We start from the raw sequence: 24691 nt of genomic DNA, 5'->3' as shown, positions 1-24691 counted from the left end.
ATGTAGACAAGAGGTTGCTGTTGATGTCCGCCACCCCCACGCGAGTCGCCGCCTCCCTGTCCGGCCTGCTCGCCTTCCCCGTCACGCCGTTCACGGAATCGGGGGACGTGGACCTGTCCCGCTTCAGGACGCACCTCACCGACGTGCTCGCCGCGAAGCCCGCCGCGATCTTCGTCGCCTGCGGGACCGGGGAGCTGGCGTCACTGACGGGCACCGAGCACCAGGCGGTGGTCAAGGCCGCCGCCGAGCACGTGGCCGGAGCGGTCCCCGTGCTCGCCGGGATCGGCGGCGGCACGCGGACGGCCGTGGAGTTCGCCCGTGCCGCGCGGGCCGCCGGAGCCGACGGCCTGCTGGCGCTGCCGCCGTACCTGCAGGTCGGGCCGCCGGCCGGGCTGGTGTCGCACTACCGCGAGGTGGCCGCCGCCACGGAGCTGGACGTGATCCTCTACCAGCGGGGCACGGCGGTCTTCACCCCTGACGCGGTGGTCGAGCTCGCCGAGGTGGACAACATCGTCGCCCTGAAGGACGGGCACGGCGACATGGAGCTGCTCCAGCTCATTCAGACCGCGACCGGCGGCCGGCTCCCCCTGCTGAACGGCATGCCCACCGCCGAGGTCTTCGCCCGCTCCTACGCCGGCCTCGGCGCCCGCGCCTACTCCTCGGCGGCGCTGGCCTTCGTCCCGGAGGTCGCGGTCGCGTTCTTCGAGGCGTTCGAGAACGGCGACGACGCGACCCAGCAGCTCCTGCTGCGCGAGTTCTACGCCCCCCTCGCCGAACTGCGCCGCACGACTCCCGGTTACGCCGTCTCCCTCGTCAAGGCGGGTCTGGACATCCGCGGCCGCACCGCCGGGCCCGTCCGCTCGCCACTGGCGCAGGTCACCCCGGAGCACCGCGAGCAGCTCGCCCGCATCATCGACCGCGGCCTCGCCGCTCTCAGCGCGACGCCTGTCGCCTAACACCTCGCCTGCCCGGCACCCGGAGCAGGCGATCTCGGAGGAATCATGATCACCACCCCCCGCCGCCGTCAGGCGGCGTCCGCCCTCTTGGCGCTCGGCACCCTGCTGTCGGCCGGCGCCTGCTCGGTCGCGAACAGCGGCCCGGAGCCCAAGGCGTCCGGCGCGGCGGCGAACACCGTCCGCATCGTGCTGCCCGAAGAGCCCCCGACTCTGGAGCCGTGCGACGCCTCCCTCACCGCGACCGGACGCGTCACCCGGGCGAACATCACCGAGGCGCTCACCGAGCGTGACCCGAGCACCGGGCAGCTCCAGCCGGCGCTGGCCACGGAATGGAAGCAGGACTCGCCGACCGAGTGGACCTTCACCCTGCGCAAGGGCGTGAAGTTCCACGACGGCACCACGTTCGACGCCAAGGCGGCCGCCTTCACCATCGACCGCGCCGTCGGCGCCAAGGTCGACTGCAACGTGAACGGCTATGTCTTCGGCGGCATCAAGCTCACGGCGACGGCCGTGGACGACGCGACCCTCAAGGTGAAGACGGCCAAGCCGGACCCGATCCTCCCGCTGCGGCTGTCCTTCGTCGAGATCGTGCCGGCCACCACGAGCGCGACCGGCAAGGTCCGCGAGCCCGTCGGCACCGGCCCGTACAAGATCGCCAAGTGGGACGCCGGTCGCAGCCTGCGCCTGGAGCGGTTCACCGGGTACTGGGGGAAGGCGCCGGAGTTCGCCTCGGCGGAGTACGTCTGGCGCGGCGAGGGAAGCATCCGCGCGGCCATGGTCAAGAGCGACGAGGCGGACCTCGCCGTCGGTCTCGCCCCCGAGGACGGCGCCGGCGACTCCGCCGTGCAGTTCCCCAACAACGAGACCTCCTACCTGCGCATCGACGCCGCCAAGCCGCCGCTCAACGACCTGCGCGTGCGCCAGGCGATCAACTACGCCATCGACAAGGACGGGCTCGTCGCCTCGGTCTTCGCCGGGCTCGGCAAGCCGGCCGGTCAGCTCGTTCCTGAAGGCGTGACCGGTCACAGCACCGCCATCCAGCCCTGGCCGTTCGACATGGCGCAGGCCAAGAAGCTGATCGCGGAGGCCAAGGCGGCCGGCGTCCCCACGGACACCGCCATCACGATCATCGGCCGGAACGGGATCTACCCCAAGGCCGCCGAGGCGATGGAGGTCGTGCAGAACTCGCTGAACGAGGCCGGGCTCTCGGTGAAGATCCAGATGCTCGACGTGAACGCCTGGCTGGAGTACCTGCTCCGCCCGTTCCCCAAGGACGCCGGCCCCACCCTGCTGCAGGCCCAGCACGGCAACCAGGCCGGTGACGCGGCCTTCACCATGGGCCAGATCTACGGCAGCAAGGGCGCGCAGAGCAGCTTCGGCACCCCCGAACTGGACGACCTCATCAGCGCCGGCGAGCAGGCCTCGGGCGAGGAGCGCCAGACGGCGTTCGCCAAGGCACTGGACTACCAGAACAAGGACGTCGTACGAGACGCGGTCATGGCGCACATGACCGGCATCCTCGCCCTGTCGAAGAAGGTCACCTACAAGCCCAACGCCGCCACGAACGACGAGATGCGCCTCGCCGAGATGCACCCGGCCGGCTGAAAGGAACAGGTGTGCTGACCTTCCTGCGGCGTCGCATCACCTCCAGTGCGATCCCGCTGGTCGTCGTGATCCTCGGCGTGTTCTACCTGGCGCGCCTGACCGGCGACCCGTCGAATCTCTACCTGCCCCTCAGCGCCACTCCGGAGATGCGGGCCGAGTTCGCCGCCCGGCACGGGTTCGACCAGCCGCTGCTCGTCCAGTTCGGCGACTACCTGGCCCAGGTGTTCCGGCTGGACTTCGGCGAGTCGCTGCGGACCGCCGAACCCGCCGCCGACGCGGTGCTGCGGGCCTTCCCCGCGACGCTGCAGCTGGCGGGCGCCACGATGATCCTGGCGATCCTCGGCGCGATCGTCGTCGGGAGCTGGGCGGCCTACCGCCCGAACTCCCTGGCCGATCGGGTCGCCAGCTTCACCTCGACGACCGCGGCCAGCATGCCGGACTTCTGGTTCGCCATCATGGGCGTCCTGGTCTTCGCCGTGGCCCTCGGCTGGCTGCCCACCTCGGGCACGGAGGGTGCGGCGGCGTGGGTGCTGCCGGTGCTCACCCTGCTGATCCGGCCGTTCGGCGTGCTCGTCCAGGTGGTGCGCGGCGCGATGGTCACGGCGCTGTCCGCGCCGTACATCAAGGTCGCCCGGAGCAAGGGCGCGGGGGAGCTGCGGGTGGTCTTCGGCCACGCGCTGCGCAACGCCGCGCCGCCCGCGCTCACCGTGGCCGGCGACCTGACGGTCGGGCTGGTCAACGGGGCCGTGGTCGTCGAGACCATCTTCGGCTGGCCGGGCATCGGCAAGCTGATGATCACCTCGATCCTGCAGCGCGACTTCGCGGTGCTGCAGGCCGCGGTCCTGGTGACCGCGATCACCATCTTCGCGCTCAACATCATCATCGACGCCTGTTACGCGCTTCTGGACTCGCGGGTCCGCCAGGGGGTGACGACATGACTTCCGTTGACACTCCTGCCGTCTCGCGGGCCACCTGGTGGCGGCTGCTGCTGCGGGACCGGTTCGCCTGCGTGGCGGTGGTGATCCTGCTGCTCGTGGCCGTCTCCGCCCTCATCGGGCCGCTGCTGCTCGGCGATCTGGCCGTGAAGCAGAACCTGCGGGCGGTCAACCGGCCGCCGTTCAGCCTCGACGACGGCTGGGCGTTCCTGCTCGGCAGCGACTCGCTCGGCCGCAGCCTGCTCGCCAGGCTCATCGTGGCCAGCCGCACGACGCTCTCCGTCGCCGTCCCGGCCGTCGTGGTCTCCCTCGTCGTCGGGTCGATCTGGGGGATGTGGGCGGGCTATCACCGAGGCTGGCGGGAGAACGTCTCCATGCGCGTCGCCGACGTCATCCTCAGCTTCCCCTCGCTGCTGCTGGCCGTGGTCGTGCTGTACGTCTTCTCGCCCAGCGCCGGGAACATCGTCCTGGTCCTGGCGATCGCGCGGATCCCGATCTACCTGCGAGCCGCCCGGGCGGAGTCGGCCGAGCTGCAGAGCCGGTTGTTCGTCGACGCGGCCCGCACCTTCGGCACCAAGAGCTGGGCGATCATCGCCAGGCACGTGGCGCCGACCGTGCTGCCCACCCTGTTCACCGTCGCGACCCTGGACTTCTGTTTCGTGATGCTGACCGAATCGTCGCTGAGCTTCCTGGGCATCGGCATCCAGCCGCCCGACATGAGCTGGGGCCTGATGGTCGCCCAGGGCCGGCAGGTGCTGCAGAGCGCCTGGTGGATCGCCGTCTTCCCGGGCCTGGCCATCGTGGTGACCACCGTCTCGGCGACCGTACTCGCGTCCTGGGCCCGCCTGGCCATGGACCCCGGCCAGCGGTGGCGGCTCACCCTGCCCCGCTCGCGCCGCAAGATCAAGGAGGTGCGGGCGTGAGCGAGTCGAACGGGTCCCCTGTGCTGGAGGTGGATCGGCTGTCGGTCGACATCCGGACCCCCGCGGGGACGGTACGCGCCGTACGCGAGGTCAGCTTCTCCGTCCGCTCCGGTGAGACACTGGCGCTCCTGGGCGAGTCGGGCTGCGGCAAGAGCATGACGGCGCAGGCCATCGTCGGCCTCCTCGACCCGGTGGCCCACGTGGCCGGCGGCGCCGTACGCCTGGACGGGACCGACGTCCTCACCCTGTCGCCCGCGCAGCGCAGGCGGCTGGCCGGTCCGGGCCTGTCCATCGTCTTCCAGGACGCGCTCACCGCGCTGAACCCCGTCCAGACGGTCGGCGCCCAGCTCGCCGAGCCGTTCAGGATCCACGAGCGACTGTCGCGCCGCGCGGCGCGACAGCGGGCCGTCGAGCTGATGGAACGGGTCGGCATCCCCGAGCCCGCCGCCCGGGTCGGCGCCTATCCGCACCAGTTCTCCGGCGGCATGCGCCAGCGGCTGCTCATCGCGCTGGCGATGGCTCTGCACCCCAAGGTGCTGCTCGCCGACGAGCCCACCACCGCCCTCGACGTCACCGTGCAGGCCCAGATCATGGAGCTGCTGCGCGAGCTGCGCACCGAGCAGCAGACCGCGCTGATCCTGATCACCCATGACCTCGCGGTCGTGGCCGAGCAGGCCGACCACGTGGCCGTCATGTACGCGGGCGACATCGTCGAGACCGGCCGGGTGGCGGACGTGTTCGCCCGGCCCCGCCACCCGTACACCCAAGGGCTGCTCGACTCGGTGCCGGCCGAGGTGGCGCGCGGAACCACTCTGAAGTCCATCCCGGGCAGCCCGCCCGACCTGCACTCGATCCCGTCGGGCTGCGCCTTCCGCGCGCGCTGTCCGATGGCGAGTGACGTGTGCGCGGAGGAGCGCCCCGTCCTCGTCGAGGCCGGACCCGGGCGCCTGTCCGCCTGTCACCATTGGAGGGAGCTGACCGATGACTGAGCCCGCCACGCCGGCCCTCGCCACGAAGGAGTCGGCCGTTCCCCTGCTGGACGTGGCAGGGCTGAGCAAGACCTTCCACGTGGCCCGCGGCCCGTCCGGTCGCAACCGCCTGCGCGCGCTCGACGGAGTCGACCTGCGGCTGGAGCGCGGCGAGACGCTGGGCCTGGTCGGGGAGTCCGGCTGCGGCAAGTCGACCCTCGCCCGGGTGCTCCTCATGCTGGAGCGCCCGGACCAGGGCCAGGTCAGGTTCGAGGGCACGGACCCGTTCGCGCTGCGCGGCAAGGAACTGCTCCAGTGGCGCCGCCGGGTTCAGATGGTCTTCCAGGACCCGTTCGCGTCGCTGAACGCCCGCCTGTGCGCCGAGGACATCATCGCCGAGCCATGGCGTACGCACCGTGACCTGGTGCCGGCGAAGGAGCGCGGCAAGCGGGTGGCCGAACTGCTGGAGATGGTCGGGCTGCGGGCGAGTGACGTCCGCCGTTACCCGCAGGAGTTCTCCGGCGGCCAGCGTCAGCGGCTGGGCATCGCCCGCGCGCTCGCCCTCGAACCGGACGTCATCGTCTGCGACGAGCCGGTGTCGGCGCTCGACCTGTCGGTCCAGGCGCAGGTGCTCAACCTCCTCACCGACCTGCAGGCCAGGCTGGGCGTGTCGTACGTGTTCATCTCCCATGACCTGTCCGTCGTCCGGCACGTCGCCGACCGGGTCTCGGTCATGTACCTCGGCAGGATCGTCGAGACGGGCCCGACGAAGCAGGTGTTCGATCAGCCGCGGCACCCCTACACCGCCGCGCTGATGTCGGCGGCGCCGGTGCTCGACGTCACCTCCGGAGCGCGGCGCGACCGGATCCTGCTCAAGGGCGAGGTGCCCTCCCCGCTCGACCCGCCGTCGGGGTGCCGGTTCCGTACCCGCTGCTGGAAGGCGCAGGACATCTGCGCCCAGGAGGCGCCGCCCCTGGAGCCGTCCGGTGACGAGCCGCGGCACGCGGCCGCCTGCCACTTCCCCCTCCAGGAGCCTGCCACCCGGTGAAGTGTCCAGGATGCGCCGCCAAGCGCCGGCGCATCCTGGGGGGCCGTGTCGCACCCCTGAACAGCGTTCCCCGGCACAGCTCGCCCTGCCGCGCGGCGGGCGGCGACGGCACAGTGGTCGCCACGACGACACGGACCCAGGGGGAGGCCCTCGTGCGAGCGACCTTGATGTACGGCGACGTGCGCGTGACGGATGTGCCCGACCCGGTGCCGCGGGAACCGTCCGACGCGGTGGTGCGGGTGCTGCGCTCGTGCGTCTGCGGCAGCGACCTGTGGCCGTACGGCGCGATGCCGGTTTCGGAGCAGGGGCGGCGCATGGGGCACGAGTTCCTCGGCGTCGTGGAGGACGTCGGGGCGGGGGTGTCCGGGCTGAGGCGGGGCGATGTGGTGGTGGCGCCGATCGGCGACGGCGTGGTCGGCCTGTCGGCGGTGCTGGCCGCCAGGCGGCTCGGCGCCGAGCGGATCATCCTGATGGGCCGCCACGCCGACCGCGTCGAGCTGACCGGCGAGCAGCTCGGTAAACTGGGTAATCTCCCCCCGGCAGCCGGCGACCACCACAACGAGCAGCAGATGCGGATGATCGACCGCTGACCCTGGCCGAGGTCGTCCCGCCCGCGCGGGTGGCCATGACCGGACAAAGGAGATGAACCGATGTCCGCTTGGACGAGTGACGAGCTCACCAAGATCGGAAACGCGGAGGAGCTGGAGCTCGCGTCGGTGAGACGCGACGGCAGCCTGCGCGACCCGGTGACGATGTGGGTCGTCCGCAACGGCGACAACCTGTACGTCCGCTCCATGCGCGGCCGCGACGGCGCCTGGTACCGCGGCACCCAGACCCGCCACGAAGGCCACATCTCGGCCGGCGGCGTCGACAAGGACGTCACCTTCGCCGACGCCGAACCCGACGTCGACGGCCGGCTCGACGACGCCTACCGCGGCAAGTACCGCCGCTACAGCTCGAACATCGTCGGCAGCGTCGTCAACCCCGAGGCGCGCGCCGCGACGCTCAAGCTCGTGCCCCGCTAGCCGAGCCCTGGAGCCCGTTCTGGGCTCATCGCCCGACTGTTACGATTCACCCCGGAGCCGTACGGGACGCCTGGGGGGTAGATGGCAGCCAGGCAGCGCCGGATCACCTCGATCGATGTGGCCCGGGAGGCCGGGGTCTCGCAGACCACGGTCAGCTACGTGCTCAACAACGTGCCGCACCAGAAGATCTCCGAGGCTACGCGGCGCCGGATCTTCGCGGCGGTCGACAAGCTCAACTACGCGCCTTCCGCCGCCGCGCGCACCCTGCGCAGGGGGCGCAGCGACCTCGTGCTGGTCGTCCTGGCCGACGTACCGCTCGGCACCGCGCTGGCCCAGATCGTCGAGCACCTCACCGACGAGCTCGAACGCCATGGCCTGACCGCGATCACCCGCCGCGAACGCCGGCTGCCCGTGACGGCGCTGGCCGGCGAGCTCGAACCGGTGGCCATCGTCTCGTTCACCCCCATCTCCGCGGAAGACCAGGCGAGCCTGCGGGCCGCCGGTATCCGGGTCGTCAGCGCCCGGCTCGACGGCAGCGGGGAGAACATCCTGACCGTCCCCCAGAACGAGATCGGCCGCCTGCAGGCCGGGCACCTGGCCGCCACCGGTCGCCGTCGCATCGGCTACGCGGCGCCGGACGACCCGCGCGTACGCGAGTTCTACGACCTGCGGCTCGGCGGCGTCCGCCAAGCCTGCGCCGAACTGGGGCTGGAGCCGCCGGACGTACGCGAGGTCCCGCTCGACGCGGCCACGGCCGCCGAGGTGGCGGTGACCTGGCACGCCGCGGGCGTCGACGGCGTCTGCGCCTACAACGACGAGATCGCGTTCGCGCTGCTGGCCGGGATGCGGACGGCCGGCCTGACCGCGCCCGGCGACCTCGCGGTGATCGGCGTGGACGACATCCCGCTGGCGCCGTTCGCGGTGCCGCCCCTGACCACGGTCAACCAGCACACCCAGACCTTGGCCGGGCACCTGACGGAGATGATCCTTCGGGCGGATGGCGCGGGGTCGCCGCAGTCTCCGCGGACCGAGACCGCGAGCTTGGTGATCCGCGAATCCGCCTGAGTTCGAGCCCGCTTCTCCGGCGTCGAGGTCTGACGGCCTTACCGGTCAGCGCGGTGAGAATCGCCGACACTCCGCGAGCCGTGCCACGACCTCCACAGCGTCTCGTACACCCCGCCCGCCGCGACCAGCTCGTCGTGGGCGCCGACCTCCACCACCCGGCCGTCGTCCATGACCACCACCCGGTCGGCGTCGCGGGCCGTGTGCAGGCGGTGGGCGATCGCGATGACGGTCCGCCCCTCCAGGACGGCGGCGAGCGAGCGTTCGGCGCGCCTGGCCGTACGGGGGTCGAGCATGGCGGTGGCCTCGTCGAGGATGACGGTGTGCGGGTCGGCCAGGATGACCCTGGCCAGGGCGAGCTGCTGGACCCGGTCCGGGCCGAGGGTGGCGCCGGACGACTGGGACCCCAGCTCGTCGTCGAGCGAGTCGACCCAGTCGGCGCCGACCGCCGCCAGCGCCTTGCCCAGGCGGTCGTCGCCGGCCGTCGGATCCGCCAGCAGCAGGTTGTCGCGGACGGTGCCGAGGAACAGGTGCTGTTCCTGGGTGACCAGGACGACGTGCTCGCGGAGTTGGGCGGGGGAGAGGTCGGCGACGGGCACCGAGCCGACGGTGACCGTGCCCAGGCGGGGGCGGTCGATGCCGGCCAGCAGCTTGCCCAGGGTGGACTTGCCGGCTCCCGAGGGGCCGACGACGGCCAGGCGCTCGCCGGGCCGCACGGTCAGATCGACGCCGGACACCACGTCGTCGCCGCCTTCGTAGGCGAAGTGCACGCCGCACGCCTCGATCCGGTCGCCCCGCGGCGCCGCGGCGGCGACCTCCTCCCGCGCCGGTGTCGCGAGGCCCTCGATCCTGGCGAAGGCGGCGCCGCTGCTCTGCAACTGCTCCAGCCAGATCAGGATCGTCTCGATCGGCTGGTCGAGCCGGCGCAGGTAGAGCACGCAGGTGACGACCGCGCCCAGCGTGACCTGGCCGCGGTCCAGGAGCACCCCGCCGAGCAGCAGTACCAGCACGGGCGGCAGGAGCGAGGAGACCTCCACCGAGGGCCAGAGCACGCTGCGCAGGAAGAGGGTCCGCAGCTGGGCGGCCCGGCCGCGCTCGATCACCCGTTCCGCCGCCCGCGTGCGCTTGGCCCGTAGGCCCAGGGCCTCGATGGTGCGGGCGCCCGCAGCGTTGGCGGTCAGGTGCTCGGCCAGCTCCGAGCGGGCGGCGCCTTCCTCCAGGTAGGCGGGGCGGGCGTGGCGAAGGTACCAGCGGGAGGCGGCCACGATGCCGGCGAGCGCGAGCAGGCCGCAGGCGCCCAGGACCGGGTCGACCAGGAAGACGGCGACGATCAGGAAGAGCGCCTGCAGGCTGGAGACGAGGATCGCGGGGGCGGCGTCGCGCAGGGTGCGGCCGACGACGGCCACGTCGGTGGTTCCGCGGGCGGTCAGGTCGCCGGTGCGGATGTGCTCGACCGTGGCGGCGGGCAGGGCCAGCACGCGGTCCAGGAGTTCGGCGCGGATGTGTTCCTGGACCCGCTCGCTGAAGCGGGTGCCGACCTTCTCGGCGTACCTGGACAGGACCAGCTGGGCCAGCGCCGCGCCCACGGCGATCGCGGCGAGCAGGTCGACCGTGTCTCCGGCGCTGATGGAGTCGATGATGCGGCCCAGCAACCACGGGCTGACCAGGGCGGCCGCCGCCGCGAGGCTGTTGAGCAGCAGTGTCGCGGTGAAGCCCGGCACGTCGCGCCTGACCAGGCGCAGGGCGGCCCGCCGTACCTGCCGCCGGTCGGCGATGGGCAGGTCGCGGTTCACACGAGCACCGACCGGTAGGCGGGGGTGGATTCCATCAGTTCGCCGTGGGTGCCGGTGGCGGCCACCCGCCCGTCCTCGATGAACAGCACCTGGTCGGCCTGGGCGAGCAGCAGCGGCGAGGCGGTGGCCACGACCGTCGTACGGCCGGCGCGTGCCGTACGGAGCCGCCCCGCGAGGAGGGACTCGGTGTGCGCGTCCAGCGCGGAGGTGGGCTCCACGGCCAGCAGTACCTCGGGCTCGGCCAGCAGCGCCCGGGCCAGGCGTACGCGCTGACGCTGGCCGCCCGACAGGTTGCGGCCGCCGGGTTCGATCATCGAGTCGAGCCCGTGGCGCAGCCCCGCGACCACGTCCTGCGCCGCGGCGACGTGCACGGCCCGGTGGATCGCCTCGTCGTCCGCCTCGCCCCGGCCCTGGAGGACCTCGCGCAGCGTGCCCGCGAACAGGGCGGCGTCGTGGTCGGCGATCAGGGAGGTGCCGTCGAACCCGCCCAGCCCTTCGAGCAGCGCCACGCTCTCCTCGGGCCGGGCGCTGACCAGCCCCACCAGCCCCACCAGCCCCACCAGCCCCACCAGGCTCCCTGGCGCGACCTCAGGCCCGGCGGGCTCCGCGGCGCGCGTTCGCTCGTCGGCGCGCAGCGCGAGGAAGCGGGTGACCTGGCGGGCGGCGACCAGGCCGTGGCTGATCTGGAAGCTGCCCTCGATGAAGAAGGAGACCGGCACCACCAGCACGGCGATGTACCCGTACACCCCGACCAGCTCGCCCACCGTGATCGCCCCCTCGGCGGCCAGCCGGGCGCCCAGCCAGGTGACGGCGGCCAGGAACAGGGCGGGCAATCCGGTGCCCAGCGCGCCGATCCAGCTCGTCAGCGACGCCACCCGGTAGCCCTGCTCGCGCAGGCTCGCCGAGTCGGCGCGGTACCGCTCGGCGTAGGTGCCCTTGCCGCCGAAGGCGTTGAGCACCCGCAGCCCCTCGATCAGGTCGACCAGGCGGGTGGTCAGCCTGCCCTGGTGCTCGCGGTAGCCGTTCTGCACCTTCATCAGCCGCCCGAGCAGCGGGCCGAGCAGGATCGCCAGCAGCGGCACGCCCAGCAGCACCACCACGGCCAGCACCACGGAGACCCGCAGCAGCAGCGCCGCCACCACGCCGTAGCTGATCACCGCGCCCACGCCGGGGCCGGTCACCGTCAGCGAGGCGGCGATGCTGATGACGTCGCCGATGCCGATCGTCACCACGTCGCCCGCCGAAGCGCGCTTGGGCAGGTCGGCGCCCAGGTTGTTGATCTGCTCGACCAGGGCGCGCACGGTGCGGAAGTTGGCGTCCATCCGGATCTTGGTCATCGTGCGGTGCCGCAACATCGCCAGCCAGGCGTTGACCAGGCCCGCGCCGAGCAGCGCCAGCACCCAGCCGGGCGCCAGATCGTCGTCGATCGCCCTGGACAGCAGGTACGGCGGGAGCGTCAGGCCCACCATCCAGAGGGTGCCCAGCGTCGCACCCAGCGCGACCCGGCCCTTCTGCGCCCAGGCCAGCCAGCACAGATACCGAGCCGCCTTCATGACGATCACGCTAGGGCATGGCTTTGGCGTCTCTTTACCCGCCCTGGAGCTGCCGTTGCCTTCAGGTTGCCGCGGCTTGGAACGCGGCCAGGAGTCTGGCGAGCGGGAGGTGGGTCGCCGACGTCTCCCGAATGGCCGCCTGGATCGTCCGTACGGGCTGCGGCCCGCGTACCCGCCGAACCACTACGCCGGAATGGCGGTTGGCCAGTCCCATCCTGGGGATCAGGCAGACCCCCAGGCCGGCGGCGACGAACCCCTGTGCCGTGGGGTAATCGTCGCTTTCGACGACGACCCGCGGGGCGAAGCCGGCCGCCGCGCACCCGGCCAGCAGTACGTCCAGGCAGGGCCCGGGCGACTCGCTACCCACCCACGACTCGCCCGCCAACTCGCCCAGCTCGATGATCTGCCTGCCCGCCAGCCGGTGTCCTTTGGGCAGGACGGCGCGGTAGGGGTCGTCGAGCAGGTGGACCAGGCGGATGCCCGCGTGGACACGGTCGCGGGGAGCGACCACGATGGCCAGGTCGGCCTCGCCCCCCGCCACCTCCCGCAGCGGGTCGTCGGGGTCGGTCACCCGCAGATCGACCTGTACGCCAGGGTGTTCGCGGCGGAAGCGGGCCAAGGCGGGCGCCATCAAGGTCGCGCCCGCGGTGGCGAAATAGCGGACCGTGAGCCGTCCTGTCCGCCCGGCGCGCAGGTCGGCCAGTGCCGTCTCGGCCTCCGCCAGCTGCCGGCCGATGACGGCCGCGTGCTCGCTGAGCAGCCGGCCGGCCGCGGTGGGCCGGATGCCGCGGCCGGCGCGCTCCAGCAGCACCGCTCCCGCCTCCTTCTCCAGCGCGGCCATCTGCTGGCTGACCGCGGAGGGCGTGTAGCCCAGGTTGGCGGCCGCCGCGGTGACCGATCCGCTGGTGACGACCTCGCGGAGGAGTTGCATCCGTCGTACGTCAAGCATGTAGCTCAGCTTAAAGGTTGGCCACAAATCTTCACTTGTCCTGTCAGGTGGTCTTCAGGCAGCCTTCCTCGTGGAAAGGGGGGACGACAGTGACCAGAGGATCGTCGGCGCGGATGGCCGTACTCGCCCTGCTGTGGGGATCGGCCTTTCTGTGGATCAAACTCGCGCTGGACAACGGGCTCACCCCGGCGCAGATCACCGTCATCCGCGCCGCGCTCGGCGCGGTCGTCCTGCTCGGCCTGGCCAGCCTGGCCCGGCAGCGCCTGCCACGGGACCGCACGACCTGGGGACGCCTCGTCGTGGCCGCCTTCTTCTGCAACGCACTGCCGTTCTTCCTGTACGCCGTCGGGGAGCAGAGCGTCGACTCGGGAGTGGCCGGGGTGCTGAACGCGACCACCCCGTTGTGGTCCCTGCTGATCGGCCTGATCATCGGCACCGAGCGCGGGCTCCACCGGCTGCGGCTGGCCGGGCTGCTGATCGGCTTCGCCGGCACATTGCTGATCTTCGCGCCCTGGCACGAGAGCGGCCTGCTGAGCTGGGGAGCGCTCGCCCTGCTCGGGGCGTCGGCCAGTTATGCCGTCGCGTTCGCGTACATGAGTCGCAAACTGACCGGACAGGGCACCGAACCGCTCGCCCTGTCCGCGGCCCAGCTCATCACCGCGACCGGGCTGAGTGTTCCGGCTCTGACCGCGACCGGCACAGCCGCGACGCGTCCCAACTCGACCGCTGTGCTGGCCGTCGTCGTGCTCGGCATCTTCAGCACCGGGATCACCTTCTACCTCAGCTACCGGCTCGTCGCCGACGAAGGCGCCACCAACGCCGCCACGGTCGGCTACCTCCTGCCGATCGTCTCCGTCGCGCTGGGGACGATCGTCCTGGACGAACGACTCGACCTGCGCGTCCTGACCGGAATGCTGGTCGTCCTGGCCGGTGTGGGCCTGGTTCAGCGGCGCAGACGCCCCTCCGTCGCAGAGGACGTACCAGTCAAGTGATCACGAGCTCCCCATGGCGGACGCCCGACTTCCGCATCCTGTTCACCGCGACGGCGCTCAGCCACCTCGCCACCAACATCGGCTACGTCGCCATCCCGCTCATCGCCGTGACCGCCCTCCACGCGGGACCCGGTCAGGCGGGGGCACTGGCCGCGTTGAGCACCGCCGCCTTCCTCCTCATCGGCCTACCGGCGGGGGCGTGGGTGGACAGGATGCGCCACCGCCGCGTGCTGATCCTGGCCGACCTGGCCCGGGCCGGGCTGCTCGCGTCCATCCCCATCGCCTGGTGGCTGGACGCCCTCACGTTCGGGCAGCTCTACGCCGTCGTCCTGCTGACCGGCTGCGCCACGGTCTTCTTCGACGTCGGCTCCCAGAGCGTGCTGCCGCAACTGGTCGGCCGGGACGGCCTCGTACAGGCCAATGCCGCTGTCATGACCCTGATCGCGGCCGGCAACGTGGCCGGGCGGGGCGCGGGCGGCGGGCTCGTCCAACTGCTCACCGCGCCCGTGGCAGTGGCGTGCGCGGCGGCCGGCTACCTGGCCTCGGCCCTGCGGTTGGGCGCGATACGCGGCACTGCGGGCGTGCCTGCCGCTGAACGGCCCGCCCGGCTGGGTGCGATGCGCGGCACCGCGGGCGCGTCTGCCGCCGAACGGTCCACCCGGCTGGGTGCGATACGCCGGACCGCGGGTGCGCCCGCCGCCGAACCGCCCGCCCGGCTGGGCGCCCAGATCGCGGAAGGGTTGCGGCACGTGCTCGGCAACGCCGAACTACGCGCCCTGGCTCTCACCGGGACCCTGACCAACCTCGGCTCGCAGATCGTCAACACCGTGCTGCCCATCCTGTTCGTCAGCGAGCTGGGGCTGCCGCCGGGTGCGCTCGGGCTGTTCTGGGCGGCGGGCGGAGCCGGCCTGCTGCTCGGCGCCCGGTGCGCGCGCCCGATCGCCGCGCGTCTCGGCCACGGCCGCACGCTCGGCCTGGCCGGCCCGCTGCTGGCGCCGGCGGGGCTGCTGATACCGCTCATCGACCGCGGCCCAGGGCTGTGGCTGGCCGGGGCCGGCTGGCTGCTGGCCATGACCAAGACGGGCATGGACAACGTCCTCGGTGTCAGCCTGCGTCAGGGCATGACGCCCGACGGCCTGCTCGGGCGCATGAATGCCACCTTCCGCTTCCTGCTCACCGGCGCGCTGGCGATCGGCGCCGCGGTGGCGGGCCTGATCGGCGAGCTGACCACCGTGCGCGTCACCCTCTGGGTGGGTGCGGTGTTTCTGGCGATCGCCTTCCTGCCCGTTTTCCTCTCCCCACTCCGCGCCCGCCGCGAACTGCCGGCCGGGATCCCGGCCGCGAGCAGCTGATCGCGACCGGTTGAGTGCCGCCGCGGCGGCGATGTAAATCGTTTCAATGGCCACTTGTGCTCGCCTGAGGGCTGCGACTACGTTTGCGGAAACGTCTCACTTCTACGTATCAGTAACAGAACCGCGTAGCCCTCCGAGCTCAGGGACCCCCACATGAACCTGGAAAGTCTTGTCGCCACGCTCTCCCTGGAGCAGAAGGTGAGGCTGCTCACCGGCGCCGACTTCTGGTCGCTCCACCCCGAACCGGCCGTGGGCCTGCGCCGGTTGGTCGTCTCCGACGGGCCGGCCGGCGTCCGTGGCGAGATCTGGGACGAGCGCGACACCTCCGCCAACGTGCCCTCGCCCACCGCGCTCGCCGCCACCTGGGACGAGACCCGCGTCGAGGCGATCGGCCGCCTGCTGGCGGCCGAGGCGCGGCGCAAGGGCGTGGACGTCCTGCTCGCCCCCACGGTCAACCTGCACAGGTCACCGTACGGTGGGCGCCACTTCGAGTGCTTCAGCGAGGACCCGCTGCTGACCGCCAGGATCGGCGTCGCGTACGTGCGGGGCGTGCAGAGCGGGGGAGTGGGCGCGACGGTCAAGCACTTCGTCGCCAACGACTCCGAGACCCAGCGGATGAGCCTCGACGCCCGGGTGGACGAACGGACGCTCCGCGAGCTCTATTTGGCGCCCTTCGAGACGATCGTCGGGGAGGGCGAGGTATGGGCGGTGATGGCCGCCTACAACGGGGTGAACGGCGCGACCATGACCGAGAACCCGCTGCTGCGTGACGTCCTGCGGGACGAGTGGGGGTTCGACGGGGTCGTGATGTCCGACTGGTTCGCCACCAGTTCCACGGAGGCGGCCGCCAACGCCGCGCTCGACCTGGTGATGCCCGGGCCGTCGGGTCCATGGGGTGCGGCGCTGGTGGCGTCGGTGCGGGCGGGCGCGGTGCCGGAGGCGGAGGTGGACGAGAAGGTGCGGCGAATCCTCCGCCTGGCCGCCCGCGTCGGCGCCCTGGACACCGCCTCCGACACCGCCTCCGACACCGCCTCCGACACTGGCACCGGCGCCGGCGGCAGTCCCGTAGCCCCCCACTCCGCTCAGGTCAGTGGCTTCGCGGGGGCTCCAAGGAGCGGGGAGGCGTACACGGAGGAGCGGGTCGCGGCGGAGGTGCGTGCGGCCGCGGCGGCCGGGTTCGTGCTGGTCCGTAACGAGGGCGGGGTGCTGCCGCTCGACCCCGCCGGGTTGCGGCGGGTCGCCGTCCTGGGGCCCAACGCGGAGGTGGCCAGGACTCTGGGGGGTGGGAGCGCCACCGTGTTCCCGCCGTACACGGTCTCGCCGCTGGACGGTCTGCGGGCCGCGGTCGGTGACGGCGTCGAGGTGACGCACGCCATCGGGGTCGTCGCACACACCCGCACGCCGATCGCGCGGGCCCCCTGGCTCGCCCTGCCCGATGGATCGGCCGCCGGCACCCACGGGTCGGGTCACTGCGCTGAGGTGCGGTACCTCGACAGCGCCGGATCCGTGCTCGCCGTTGAGCCGCGCGACGGAGGCGCGTTCAACTGGGTGATGGGCTCCTTCCCCGAGGCCGTCCCGCGCGAGCGGCTCGCCGCGATCGAGGTCCACGCCATGATCAGGGCCACGGAGGCGGGTACGTACCTGATCGGCTCCTCGGGGCTCGGCCGTCACCGGCTCATCGTCGCCGGCCAGGAGGTCTATGACGTCGTGCTCACGCTGCCGCCGGGCGCCGACATCGTCGAGGGCATGCTGACGCCGCCGCAGCGGACCCACCCCGTACCGCTCGCGGCGGGTGAGAGCGTCGAGGTCAGGCTGGTACATGATCTCGGCCGGGCGGAGGCCATGATGCCCGGCCCCACGCTTCAGCTCAACCTGGAGACGCCGCACGGCACGGACGAGGAGGAGATCGAGCGGGCCGTCGCGCTGGCCCGCGACGCCGACGTCGCCGTGGTGGTCGTGGGCACCAACGAGGAGGTCGAGAGCGAGGGGTTCGACCGGACGAGCCTGGCCCTGCCGGGGCGGCAGGACGAGCTCGTCCGCCGCGTCGCCGCCGCGAACCCGCGCACCATCGTCGTGGTCAACTCCGGCGCCCCCGTCCTGCTGCCCTGGCACGACGAGGTCGCCGCGGTCCTGCTCACCTGGTTCCCGGGGCAGGAGTACGGCAACGCGCTGGCCGACGTGCTGCTCGGACGGGTGGAGCCCGGCGGGCGGCTGCCCACCTCGTGGCCGCTCCGGGAGGGTGACCACGCCGCCACCCAGCCGGTCGACGGCGTGCTCGCCTATGACGAGGGGCCGGCGATCGGCTACCGCGGCGAGGTCGAGGCCCTCTTCCCCTTCGGTCATGGGCTCGGCTACACGAGCTGGGAGTACGGTCCCGCGATGGTTCGCCAGGACGAGGCGACGGCCGAGGTTACCGTCCTGGTGCGGAACACCGGTGACCGGCCCGGCCGCGAGGTCGTGCAGGTGTACGCGAGCCGCCCCCACAGCGCCATCGAGCGTTCCCCGCGCTGGCTGGCCGGGTTCGCCACGGTCGACGCCGCGCCCGGCGAGGAGGTCGCGGCGACGGTGACCGTCCGGCGGCGGGCCGTCGAGCACTGGGACGTCGCGGCGGGCCGCTGGGCCGTCGAGCCGGGCACCTTCCGGCTGGAGATCGGCTCCTCCTCGGACGCGAAAACCCTTTCCGAGGCGCCGGGTCTCACCTTCGACCACTGACCGGCGCCGTCGTCCTCGGCGATCATGACCAGGAAGACTGCTGTCGATCGGAAGTGGATATGCCTGGCCGAGGGCGTGCCGGCCGTGCTGGTCAAGCAGGGTGCCGGCCACCGGCGTCCCAGAGATGCGGGCGAGGTGGATCGCGGTCAGGGCACCGCTCCGCCACGGCGGCGCCGCCCGGCGGGGTCGCTGCCCGCGGCGGGTCGGTCGTGGTGGCGGGGCGCTCGGCCATGTCGTCGCCGTCACCTGTGGCGCTGGGCGTGGCCGCGCCCCGGGTCAGGGAAACCGCGCACACCTTGAACTCAGGCTGGAAAGAGATGGGGTCGACCACGTCGTTGGTCACGGCGTTGATGCTGAGGTACTCGCCGAACAGGTCGTTCCAGTGGAATGGTGCGAAGCAGTCACCGGGCCGCACCCGATCGGTGACGACGGCGGGCAGCACTGCCTGCCCGCGCCGGGAGGCGACCCGCACCGCGTCGCCCTCGCCGATGCCGAGAGCGCCGGCGTCGCGCGGATGGATCTCCACGAAGGGCCCGGGGTTGAGCTTGTTGAGCTTGGCGACCTTGCCGGTCTTGGTCATGGTGTGCCACTGGTGCTGGAGCCGGCCGGTGTTCAGGACGAAGGGGAAGTCATCGTCGGGCAGCTCCGCCGCCGGCAGGTGCGGGCGCGGGAAGAACACCGCCCGGCCGCTCGCAGCCGGGAAGGACAGCCAGGGCCGGAGGCCGTCGGGGCTTTCGGCGAGATCCTGGCTGACGCCGTCGTTGAGGTAGCGGATCGGGTTGCGGTCGCCGCCATCGGCGGACGCGCTGGGCCACTGCACCGGCGCGGCCCGCAGCCGGTCGTAGGTCACGCCGCGCAGGTCGTAGCCGGTCTTCGGGTTCCAGGCCCGCTTGATCTCCTCGAAGATCTCCTCGGCGCAGCCGTAGCCGAAGGCGTCGGCGAAGCCCATCTCACAGGCGACGCGAGCGATGATCTGCCAGTCCGGCAGTGCCTGGCCTGGTGGGTCCACGGCCGGTCGCAGCAGGGTCAGGTCGCGCTCTGAATTGATCATCACTCCTTCGCCCTCGGCCCACAGCGCGGCGGGGAGCACCACGTCGGCGTAGGCGTTGGTCTCGGTCTCGGCGAAGGCGTCCTGGGTGACGACGAACTCGGCGGCTTCCAGCCCCTGGATGACGCTCTTGCGGTTGGCGACGGACGCGACCGGGTTGGTGCAGATGATCCAGCACGCCTTGATCTCGCCGTCGGCCATGCGGGAGAACATCTCGATGGTGCCCTTGCCGACGTCGGTGCGCAGCGTGCCCGGCGCGATTCCCCACAGGTTCTCGACGAAGCGGCGGTCCTCCTCCACCAGCACCGAGCGCTGCCCGGGCAGGCCCGGACCCATGTAGCCCATCTCGCGCCCGCCCATGGCGTTGGGCTGGCCGGTGAGGGAGAACGGGCCGCTGCCCGGGCGGCAGATCGCGCCGGTGGCCAGGTGCAGGTTGCACAGCGCGTTGGTGTTCCAGGTGCCGTGTGTGCTCTGGTTCAGACCCATCGTCCAGCAGCTCATCCACTCGCCCGCCTCGCCGATCAGCTGGGCGGCGCGGCGGATGTCGGCCTCCGGAATGCCGGTGATCTCGGCGACCTTCGCGGGCGGGTAGTCCCGCAGGAACGCCGGCATCGCCTCCCAGCCCTCGGTGAACTCCGCGATGAAGCCCTCGTCGACGTGCCCGTTCTCGACCAGCAGATGGAGCAGGCCGTTGAGCAGGGCAAGGTCGGTGCCCGCCTTGATCTGCAGGTGGAGGTCGGCTTTGGCGGCGGTGGCGGTACGCCGGGGATCGACCACGATGAGCGTGGCGCCCGCCTTCACCCGCTGCGTCAGCCGCAGCCACAGGATCGGGTGGCAGTCGGCCATGTTGGCGCCGATGACGAAGAAGACGTCCGCGTGCTCGAAGTCCTCGTACGAACCGGGCGGGCCGTCCGAGCCCAGCGACAGCTTGTACCCACTACCCGCGCTGGCCATGCACAGCCGGGAGTTGGACTCGATCTGGTTGGTCCGTACGAACCCCTTGGCCAGTTTGTTGGCCAGGTACTGCGCCTCCAGCGTCATCTGGCCCGACACGTAGAAGGCCAGCGCGTCCGGGCCGTGCTCGTCCAGGATTTCGCGTAGCCGCCGCGCGGTCGCCGTGATCGCGGCGTCCACATCGGTGGGCGCGGGTCCGGCACCTCGATCCGCCCGCGTCAGAGCAGTGGCCAGCCGACCGGGGGCGGCGAGCAGATCGGCGCTGGTCGCGCCCTTGGTGCACAGACGGCCGAAATTGGCGGGGTGGGACTTGTCACCGGAGGCCTTGACGACCCGGCGCCGCCCGGCGGCGTCTTGAGCGACCTCGAGCACCATCCCACAGCCTACGCCGCAGTAGGAACAGACCGTTTTCACGGCCGAGGTGGCGATATGCGGGTCGGTCGCCGTCACCTGATCCCCTTCTGGGCGCCGCTCCGGACACGACGGGCACTTTACGCATCGCACCCTAAGAAGACCTTGTTACGCGGCCGTCGCAACCGCCGCCCTCGCGTGGTTCCATCCGCCCCACACGTGCAGCGTCACGTTCGTACCGACCATTGACGACCGTGATCACGGTACGGGAGTGCTACGCCGGTATGCGGCGGCTGAGCAGTGCCAGCAGAGCGATCATGACCAGCCCGAGCGCGGTCAGTCCGGCCCGGTCGGCGAGGGTTTCGGCGTTGGCCAGCACCCCGAAAGCGGTGTGCGCCACCAGCGCCCCGCCGGCCAGGGCGAGGCTGTGCCGGTCCGTCCATCCGCCGCCCGTCGTCCAGCGGCGTACCAGCCGGCCCGCGACCACCGCGAGGACCGCCGCGGCCAGCATCGGCACCGCCACCCAGCCGCCCCGGGTGAAGGCGGGCTGCGTGGCCCCGCCGAAGGGGAACAGCAACGCGAGATAGCCGAACGCGACGACGCCCCCGAAAACCCCCACAGCCCACGAACCGGGCGCCGCGCCCCTAATGGCGGCCGGAGTGGACGCGTTGGGAACGAAGCGCAGTGCCACTGTCGTGAGCAGCGCCACGGCCGCCAGGCAGCCCACCACCACCGCTACCGGCGCCTGGTAGCCGGGGTCGATGAAGCCCGCCACGCTCCACCGCAGCAAGGCCCCGCCCAGCACGAACACCACCCCGGCCACCACCAGCCCCGTCCCCTTCAGGTACGGCCGGTCGCGCAGCCTGGGGAACATCAGATCGGTCAGCAGGATCGGCAGCGCCACACTGAACACGGCGTGGTAGGGCAGGTTGAGCTCGGCGTAGGCGCTGTTCAGCCCCAGCACCCTGGGAGCCCAGCCGGCGACGCCGTACAAGGTGGGGCTGCTGAGCGCCTGCAGCACCAGGCCCTCCTCGACGATGCCGTACGCGACCCCGAGCAGCAGGATCGAGGGCCAGCCGGCGCCGCGCCGCCGTACCAGCTCGCGGATCAGCACGGTGCCCGCGCCGTAGATCGGCACCCACAGGAGCAGCAGCCAGATCTGGCTGAGAGGCGGGTTGCCCAGGGTGAGTTCGGCGACGATCGGGGTGATCACCGCGAGCAGCAGCGCGGCCCACCGGCCGCGTCCGCTGGAGTCAGATGTGGTCATGCCGCCACGGTGCCGCGCGCCGGGCGAGCGCCGCTGCTCCCCGAAGACCGCTCCGTGGCCACTTCGGTCACTCTCCATCGCCCACTTCGGTTGTCGCCGGTCGTGACTTTGGTTGCTTACGCACGGGTCGGTGGCGGGCTAGCATCTGCGGTCATGTTCGTGGCCGGTGTGGAGGACGTACGGCCCGGTTGGCTGCGGTCGCGGCGTGACTGGGCGGTCGGAGCGGGTGGGTTCGTGCTCGCGCTCGCGGGGGCGGTCGCGGTCGTCTGGGGAGATCTGACGGGTGGCACGCCGGGCTGGTACCTGGTGGCCGACGTGGCGGGTGGTGCGCTGGCCTGTGCGGGGTTGTGGTTGTGCCGCAGGTGGCCGGTGACCGTGGGGCTGGCGGTCATCGCGCTGTCGGTGCCCGCGGCGGCCGCCTCGGTGGCGGCCGGGATCGCCACGCTGATCGCGGCCCTGTATCGGCGGCCGCCCGCCGCGATCGGCGTGGGGGTCGCGGGGGTGGTGGCGACGCTGGTCAGGTTCGCCTGGCGGCCGCCGGGGCTGGCGCCCTATCCGGTGTGGGCGCTGGTGGGCGTGCTGTTCGGTGGGGCGCTGACCGGTTGGGGCATGCTGGCGCGCACTCGGCGGGAGCTGGTGCTGTCGCTGGCCGAGCGGGCTCGGCGGGCCGAGGCCGACCAGCGGCTCCGTGCCGAAGAGGCGCGCCGGGCGGAGCGGGTCGGCATCGCGCGGGAGATGCACGATGTGCTCGCGCACCGGCTGTCGCTGCTGGCGGTGCATGCCGGGGCGCTGGAGTTCAACGCGGGCGCGGCGCCGGGCGAGGTCGCGGAGGCCGCGGGGGTGATCCGGTCGAGCGCGCATCTGGCGCTGGAGGAGCTGCGTGCGGTCATCTCGGTGCTCCGCGACGCGCCGCCGTCTGATGACGGCTCGTTGACGCGCGGCCGGCCGGATCTTGTGCCGCTCGTGGCGGAGTCCCGGCGGGCGGGGATGCGGATCGAGCTGCATGACGAGGGGGTGCGGTTGGCGGAGCTGCCGGACGCCACCGGCCGTGCCGCTTACCGCATCGTCCAGGAAGGTCTCACCAACGCCCGCAAGCACGCGCCCGGCCAGGTGGTCACGGTCCTCCTGTCCGGTACGGCGGGCGCCGAGCTGAGGGTCGAGGTACGCAACCCGTCGCCTGGCGAGACGGCATCCGGAACGGACACCGGGCCAGGCAGTGCGGTGGGGCAGGTCGGGGAGGATGCCGGGCCTGCCGAAGGTGTGGTGCGCGCCGGTGGGAGCGGGGGACTCGCGTCCGGGGGCGATCTCGGGCTGACGGGGGCGGGAGCGGGGTTGGCAGGGTTGGCGGAGCGGGCGGTGCTGGCGGGTGGGCGGTTGGAGTGCGGGCCCGTGGAGGGCGGCGGGTTCCGGCTGGTGGCGTGGCTACCATGGCCGGTGTGATTGACTCGCCGCAGCCGATCCGGGTGCTGATCGTCGATGATGACGCGCTCGTCCGGGCCGGTCTGACGCTGATGCTCAAAGGCGCCGCCGATCTCCTGGTGGTGGGGGCGGTGGCCGATGGCGGTGAGGTGCGGGCGGCGGTCGACCGGTACGCGCCCGACGTGGTGCTGATGGACATCCGGATGTCCGGGCTCGACGGCATCGAGGCGACCCGGCGGCTGCGCGACCGGCCCGAGGCGCCCGAGGTGGTCGTGCTCACCACGTTCGACGCCGACGAGCACGTCTTCCGGGCGCTGCGGGCGGGGGCCAGCGGGTTCCTGCTCAAGGACACCCCGCCGGAGGGGATCGTCGATGCCATCCGCCGGGTCGTGGGCGGCGAGCCGATCCTGTCGCCGAGCGTCACCCGGCGGTTGATCGCGCACCTGGTGCCCGAGGAGGAGAGCAGACGGCGTACCGACGCCCGTACGGTGCTGGCGCGGCTCAGCGAGCGGGAGCGTGAGGTGGCGCTGGCGGTCGGCCAGGGCAAGCCCAACGCGGTCATCGCCGCCGAGCTGCACATGAGCGTCGGCACCGTGAAGGGCTACATCTCCCGCATCCTCACCAAGGCGGCCCTGGACAATCGGGTCCAGCTCGCCCTGGTCGTCCACGACGCCGACAGCGCGTCATGAGGTGGAGGCGCGCAAGATGAGCTCGATGGGGTGGATGCGTTCCGTCCCCACCGGGCTCGTCCCCCTCAGCAGGTCGAACAGCAGCTCCGCACACCGTACCCCCGCCTCCCTGGGCCGCAGGTCGATGGCGGTGATGGGCGGGTCGGCCTGTGCCATCGCGGGGCTGTCGACGCAGGAGGCGAGCAGCAGGTCGCTGCCCTCCTCGCGCAGGAGCGGCAGCAGGTCCGTGGCCGACCCGGCGGGACCGCAGACCAGCGCGTCGACGCGCGGCTCCAGCGCGAGCAGGTCGCGGGCGGCCTGGTGGACCTCGCCCGCCGAGCAGTCGAAGGGGACCGTGCGGACCAGCGGATCCACGCCGTGGCGGGCGCACCAGTCGCGGAAGCCCCGGTGCACGGAGGCGGCCCAGTCGCTCACGTCGCCGGCCACGATGAGCGCGGGGCGGGTCGCGCCGGAGGCCCGCAGGTGGTCCATGAGCCGGCCCAGCATCTCGGCGTGTTCGGAGCGCACCACGCCGTCGGCCCGCCCGGTGCCGGTGAAGCGTTCGCAGGTGACCGTGGGCAGGCCGGTGTCCATGAGCTTGGCCACGATCGGGTCGTCCCCGAGCGGGTCGCCGAGGACGAGGCCGTCGACGCGCGGGGTGCGGCGGCCCGAGGTGATCAGCGTGACGTCGTAGTCGTTGTCGGCCGCCCCCTGCACGACCCCGAACACGAACGACATGTAGTAGGACGAGCGGGTGAGCACCTCGGGCACGTGCAGGCCGATGGTGCCGGTGCTCGCGCGGCGCAGGTGCCTGGCCGACCCGTTGGGTACGTAGCCGAGCGCGTCGGCCGCCTCCATCACCCTGGCCCTGGTCTCTTCCGACACCCTGCCGGAGCCCCTGAGCGCGTCGGACGCGGTCGTCTTGGAAACCCCTGCCGTCTTGGCGACCGTGAGGATAGTGGCCGGCTCGTCTGCGCGCACGCCCCGATGCTAGCGCCACCGTTGTCTGTTTCCGCCATGTATCGACCTGCCCAAAGGTCTTGTCCTCGCCTTGACGCGGAAGTATGTTGACCCGCATGCCGGAACGTTCCGGCACAAGGACGAGAGGGGC

19 protein-coding genes and 1 pseudogene are annotated in these 24691 nt (G+C 72.2%); 14 read left to right on the top strand and 6 right to left on the bottom strand.

Annotated features, from left to right (window positions below; all coding sequences use genetic code 11):
- The first annotated feature begins 23 nt into the window (after positions 1–23).
- From KME78_RS42245 to KME78_RS42205, 9 genes and pseudogenes are all read left to right on the top strand, one after another.
- Positions 24–956 (top strand): 5-dehydro-4-deoxyglucarate dehydratase, encoded by a 933-nt coding sequence (locus tag KME78_RS42245; protein ID WP_219535149.1) that lies wholly within the window; start codon positions 24–26, stop codon positions 954–956.
- Positions 957–1001: 45 nt separating this feature from the next.
- Complete coding sequence (locus KME78_RS42240) at positions 1002–2561, top strand: ABC transporter substrate-binding protein (protein WP_219535148.1); 1560 nt, start codon at positions 1002–1004, stop codon at positions 2559–2561.
- Positions 2562–2572: 11 nt separating this feature from the next.
- Positions 2573–3499 carry an ABC transporter permease gene (locus KME78_RS42235; RefSeq protein WP_219535147.1) on the top strand — a complete coding sequence of 309 codons (927 nt, stop codon included), beginning with the start codon at positions 2573–2575 and terminating at the stop codon, positions 3497–3499.
- On the top strand, positions 3496–4419 hold the full coding sequence (locus KME78_RS42230) for an ABC transporter permease (protein WP_219535146.1): 924 nt from the start codon (positions 3496–3498) through the stop codon (positions 4417–4419). The genes KME78_RS42235 and KME78_RS42230 overlap by 4 nt, the downstream gene beginning before the upstream one ends.
- Positions 4416–5408, top strand: a complete 993-nt coding sequence (locus tag KME78_RS42225; protein WP_219535145.1) for an ABC transporter ATP-binding protein — start codon at positions 4416–4418, stop codon at positions 5406–5408. The genes KME78_RS42230 and KME78_RS42225 overlap by 4 nt, the downstream gene beginning before the upstream one ends.
- Positions 5401–6435 carry an ABC transporter ATP-binding protein gene (locus KME78_RS42220; protein WP_219535144.1) on the top strand — a complete coding sequence of 345 codons (1035 nt, stop codon included), beginning with the start codon at positions 5401–5403 and terminating at the stop codon, positions 6433–6435. Before KME78_RS42225 ends, KME78_RS42220 begins: the two co-directional genes overlap by 8 nt.
- 167 nt (positions 6436–6602) lie before the next feature.
- Positions 6603–6953, top strand: a pseudogene (locus KME78_RS42215) (alcohol dehydrogenase catalytic domain-containing protein); the annotation flags it as partial.
- Positions 6954–7085: 132 nt separating this feature from the next.
- Positions 7086–7460, top strand: coding sequence for a DUF2255 family protein (locus tag KME78_RS42210; protein WP_219535143.1), 375 nt, complete (start codon positions 7086–7088; stop codon positions 7458–7460).
- A gap of 81 nt (positions 7461–7541) precedes the next feature.
- Positions 7542–8525, top strand: a complete 984-nt coding sequence (locus KME78_RS42205) for a LacI family DNA-binding transcriptional regulator (protein WP_219535142.1) — start codon at positions 7542–7544, stop codon at positions 8523–8525.
- A 38-nt stretch (positions 8526–8563) separates the two neighbouring features.
- Here KME78_RS42205 and KME78_RS42200 read toward each other — a convergent pair whose 3' ends face one another.
- From KME78_RS42200 to KME78_RS42190, 3 genes are all read right to left on the bottom strand, one after another.
- Positions 8564–10315 carry an ABC transporter ATP-binding protein gene (locus tag KME78_RS42200; RefSeq protein WP_219535141.1) on the bottom strand — a complete coding sequence of 584 codons (1752 nt, stop codon included), beginning with the start codon at positions 10313–10315 and terminating at the stop codon, positions 8564–8566.
- The gene (locus KME78_RS42195; RefSeq protein ID WP_219535140.1) at positions 10312–11868 is read right to left on the bottom strand and encodes an ABC transporter transmembrane domain-containing protein; all 1557 of its coding nucleotides are present in this window, start codon (positions 11866–11868) and stop codon (positions 10312–10314) included. The genes KME78_RS42200 and KME78_RS42195 overlap by 4 nt, the downstream gene beginning before the upstream one ends.
- Positions 11869–11929: 61 nt before the next feature.
- On the bottom strand, positions 11930–12817 hold the full coding sequence (locus KME78_RS42190; protein ID WP_219535139.1) for a LysR family transcriptional regulator: 888 nt from the start codon (positions 12815–12817) through the stop codon (positions 11930–11932).
- 89 nt (positions 12818–12906) lie between these two features.
- Between KME78_RS42190 and KME78_RS42185 the strand changes: the two genes are divergently transcribed.
- From KME78_RS42185 to KME78_RS42175, 3 genes are all read left to right on the top strand, one after another.
- Positions 12907–13809, top strand: a complete 903-nt coding sequence (locus KME78_RS42185) for a DMT family transporter (protein ID WP_308127337.1) — start codon at positions 12907–12909, stop codon at positions 13807–13809.
- Positions 13806–15161, top strand: a complete 1356-nt coding sequence (locus KME78_RS42180) for an MFS transporter (protein WP_219535138.1) — start codon at positions 13806–13808, stop codon at positions 15159–15161. The genes KME78_RS42185 and KME78_RS42180 overlap by 4 nt, the downstream gene beginning before the upstream one ends.
- Before the next feature lie 153 nt (positions 15162–15314).
- Positions 15315–17873 (top strand): beta-glucosidase family protein, encoded by a 2559-nt coding sequence (locus tag KME78_RS42175; RefSeq protein ID WP_219535137.1) that lies wholly within the window; start codon positions 15315–15317, stop codon positions 17871–17873.
- 91 nt (positions 17874–17964) lie between these two features.
- Here the strand turns inward: KME78_RS42175 and KME78_RS67520 are convergent, their stop codons facing one another.
- Positions 17965–20289: a molybdopterin oxidoreductase family protein gene (locus tag KME78_RS67520; protein WP_308127346.1), complete on the bottom strand. Its 2325-nt coding sequence runs from the start codon at positions 20287–20289 to the stop codon at positions 17965–17967.
- Between the two features lie 211 nt (positions 20290–20500).
- The gene (locus KME78_RS42165) at positions 20501–21493 is read right to left on the bottom strand and encodes an AF_0692 family protein (protein WP_219535136.1); all 993 of its coding nucleotides are present in this window, start codon (positions 21491–21493) and stop codon (positions 20501–20503) included.
- A gap of 153 nt (positions 21494–21646) precedes the next feature.
- Between KME78_RS42165 and KME78_RS66605 the strand changes: the two genes are divergently transcribed.
- Both KME78_RS66605 and KME78_RS42155 read left to right on the top strand, forming a co-directional pair.
- On the top strand, positions 21647–22933 hold the full coding sequence (locus KME78_RS66605; protein WP_219535135.1) for a sensor histidine kinase: 1287 nt from the start codon (positions 21647–21649) through the stop codon (positions 22931–22933).
- Positions 22921–23601 carry a response regulator gene (locus tag KME78_RS42155; RefSeq protein ID WP_219535134.1) on the top strand — a complete coding sequence of 227 codons (681 nt, stop codon included), beginning with the start codon at positions 22921–22923 and terminating at the stop codon, positions 23599–23601. The genes KME78_RS66605 and KME78_RS42155 overlap by 13 nt, the downstream gene beginning before the upstream one ends.
- Here KME78_RS42155 and KME78_RS42150 read toward each other — a convergent pair.
- Positions 23596–24561, bottom strand: a complete 966-nt coding sequence (locus KME78_RS42150) for a LacI family DNA-binding transcriptional regulator (RefSeq protein ID WP_219535133.1) — start codon at positions 24559–24561, stop codon at positions 23596–23598. The two genes, KME78_RS42155 and KME78_RS42150, sit on opposite strands and share 6 nt — an antisense overlap.
- Positions 24562–24691 lie beyond the last annotated feature (130 nt).

The organism is Nonomuraea guangzhouensis (genome assembly GCF_019396345.1).
GTDB classification, from domain to species: domain Bacteria; phylum Actinomycetota; class Actinomycetes; order Streptosporangiales; family Streptosporangiaceae; genus Nonomuraea; species Nonomuraea guangzhouensis.
Note: the sequence above shows the minus strand (reverse complement) of the source record. Positions and strands in the feature narration are given on the sequence as shown.

Bases quoted from the DNA above. Each gene is read 5' to 3' on its own strand.
- KME78_RS42165 (WP_219535136.1), bottom strand. From the start codon at position 21,493: ATGACCACATCTGACTCCAGCGGACGCGGCCGGTGGGCCGCGCTGCTG.
- KME78_RS42190 (WP_219535139.1), bottom strand. From the start codon at position 12,817: ATGCTTGACGTACGACGGATGCAACTCCTCCGCGAGGTCGTCACCAGC.
- KME78_RS42205 (WP_219535142.1), top strand. From the start codon at position 7,542: ATGGCAGCCAGGCAGCGCCGGATCACCTCGATCGATGTGGCCCGGGAG.
- KME78_RS42195 (WP_219535140.1), bottom strand. From the start codon at position 11,868: ATGAAGGCGGCTCGGTATCTGTGCTGGCTGGCCTGGGCGCAGAAGGGC.
- KME78_RS42220 (WP_219535144.1), top strand. From the start codon at position 5,401: ATGACTGAGCCCGCCACGCCGGCCCTCGCCACGAAGGAGTCGGCCGTT.
- KME78_RS42210 (WP_219535143.1), top strand. From the start codon at position 7,086: ATGTCCGCTTGGACGAGTGACGAGCTCACCAAGATCGGAAACGCGGAG.
- KME78_RS42230 (WP_219535146.1), top strand. From the start codon at position 3,496: ATGACTTCCGTTGACACTCCTGCCGTCTCGCGGGCCACCTGGTGGCGG.
- KME78_RS66605 (WP_219535135.1), top strand. From the start codon at position 21,647: ATGTTCGTGGCCGGTGTGGAGGACGTACGGCCCGGTTGGCTGCGGTCG.
- KME78_RS42175 (WP_219535137.1), top strand. From the start codon at position 15,315: ATGAACCTGGAAAGTCTTGTCGCCACGCTCTCCCTGGAGCAGAAGGTG.
- KME78_RS42155 (WP_219535134.1), top strand. From the start codon at position 22,921: ATGGCCGGTGTGATTGACTCGCCGCAGCCGATCCGGGTGCTGATCGTC.
- KME78_RS42245 (WP_219535149.1), top strand. From the start codon at position 24: ATGTCCGCCACCCCCACGCGAGTCGCCGCCTCCCTGTCCGGCCTGCTC.
- KME78_RS42240 (WP_219535148.1), top strand. From the start codon at position 1,002: ATGATCACCACCCCCCGCCGCCGTCAGGCGGCGTCCGCCCTCTTGGCG.